Genomic DNA, 1,717 nt, shown 5'->3' on the forward strand with positions numbered 1-1,717 from the left:
GGCGTTCGATGAATCGCTCTGGTGGGGGCTCTTCAGCGCCGGGGGCGTGTGCTTTGCGGTGTTTCTGCCCGCCGTCATTTTGCTGGTCGGCATCGCGCTGCCGCTGGGGCTCTTGCCCAGCGGGGCGCTCGACCACGCCCGGGCATCCAGGCTGCTGTTCAGCCTGCCGGGAATACTCTTCGTGGGCGCGGTGGTCTGCCTGCCGCTGTTTCACGCCTTCCACCGCCTGCGCCACGGGCTGATCGACCTGCGCCTGGGGCGCGACGATTTCAACAAGGCCGTGATGTACGGGCTGGCCGCGCTTTTGAGCGTGGCTGCCCTGGCCCTGGTGGCGCTGGGCCTTCTGCGCTGACGCCGCGCGCTTGCCGACCTGACAGGGATAACCCACATGATCCACGGCCTGACCGAATCCGACCTCTACGCCCCCATCGAGTGGCAGGACCACTCCGAGGGCTTCGAGGACATCCTCTACCACACCGCACCCGAGGGGATCGCCCGCATCACCCTCAACCGGCCCGAGGTGCGCAACGCCTTTCGCCCGCGCACGGTGAGCGAGATGATCAAGGCGCTGCATCGTGCCCGCCACGACAGCGCCATCGGCGCGATTCTGCTCACCGGAGCGGGGGATAAAGCGTTCTGCTCCGGCGGCGACCAGCGCATTCGCGGCGACTACGGCGGCTACCGGGACGAGGAGGGCACCCACCACCTCAACGTGCTGGAGTTCCAGCGCGACATTCGCACCTGCCCGAAGCCGGTGGTGGCGATGGTGGCGGGCTACGCCATCGGCGGCGGCCACGTGCTGCACCTGATGTGCGATTTGACCATCGCCGCCGACAACGCCGTGTTCGGCCAGACCGGCCCGAAGGTCGGCTCCTTCGATGGTGGTTTTGGTGCCTCTTACATGGCGCGCATCGTCGGCCAGAAGAAGGCGCGGGAGATCTGGTTTTTGTGCCGCCAGTACGGCGCCCAGCAGGCGCTCGACATGGGGCTGGTCAACCACGTGGTGCCGCTTGACGAGCTCGAGCGGGAAAGCGTGCGCTGGTGCCGTGAGATGCTCCAGCACAGCCCCATGGCGCTGCGCTGCCTGAAGGCCTCGCTCAACGCCGACTGCGACGGCCAGGCGGGCCTTCAGGAGCTGGCGGGCAACGCCACTATGCTCTACTACATGACCGAAGAGGGCCAGGAAGGGCGCAACGCCTTCAACGAGAAGCGCCGCCCGGACTTCTCCCGCTACCCGCGCAACCCCTGATGGCGCGCGTGCTCTACCGCTATTCGCTTGCGCTGACAAAGCCGCTGGTGCTGAACGGCCAGCGGCTGACCCACCGCGAGGGGCTGCTGGTAGGCATCGACGGCCAGTGGGGCGAGATCGCCCCGCTGCCGGGCTTCTCTAAAGAGACCCTGGCCGAGGCCGAAGCCGAGGCGCTGGCGTGCCTGGCCGCACTCGAGCGCGGCGAACCGGCCTCCCCACGGCTTCCCTCGGTGCAGTTCGGACTCGGCTGCGCCCGGTGCACCTGGCCGGAGCGCTTGCCCGAGGCGGCGACTCCCTACCCGCTACTGCAGGGCACGCCTGCCCACCTGATGATCGAGATCGAGGTGCGTTTCAAGGCGTGGCGCGCGGCGCCGCCGAATCGGCTCAAGCTCAAGGTCGCCCGCTACCCGCTCGCGGAAGAGCTGGCGCTGATCAAGCGGCTTTGTGAGCGCCTGCCCACCACCCGGC

At 68.4% G+C, this 1,717-nt stretch carries 2 protein-coding genes and 1 pseudogene; all 3 read left to right on the forward strand.

Going from position 1 to position 1,717, the window contains the following annotated elements; translation table 11 throughout:
* Positions 1-352, forward strand: a 352-nt coding sequence (gene frdD, locus BIS11_RS16705) for a fumarate reductase subunit FrdD (protein ID WP_253586603.1), incomplete at its 5' end; no start/stop codon positions are given.
* A 36-nt stretch (positions 353-388) separates the two neighbouring features.
* Positions 389-1,249 (forward strand): 1,4-dihydroxy-2-naphthoyl-CoA synthase, encoded by an 861-nt coding sequence (gene menB, locus BIS11_RS16710; protein ID WP_253426828.1) that lies wholly within the window; start codon positions 389-391, stop codon positions 1,247-1,249.
* Positions 1,249-1,717 (forward strand): annotated as a pseudogene (locus BIS11_RS16715) (o-succinylbenzoate synthase); the annotation flags it as partial. The gene menB and the pseudogene BIS11_RS16715, both read left to right, overlap by 1 nt.

It is taken from the genome of Halomonas sp. 707D4, assembly GCF_024158685.1.
In the GTDB taxonomy this organism is placed as follows: domain Bacteria; phylum Pseudomonadota; class Gammaproteobacteria; order Pseudomonadales; family Halomonadaceae; genus Vreelandella.

Excerpts from the sequence above, each read along its gene's own strand:
- menB (WP_253426828.1), top strand. The coding sequence starts at position 389 with ATGATCCACGGCCTGACCGAATCCGACCTCTACGCCCCCATCGAGTGG.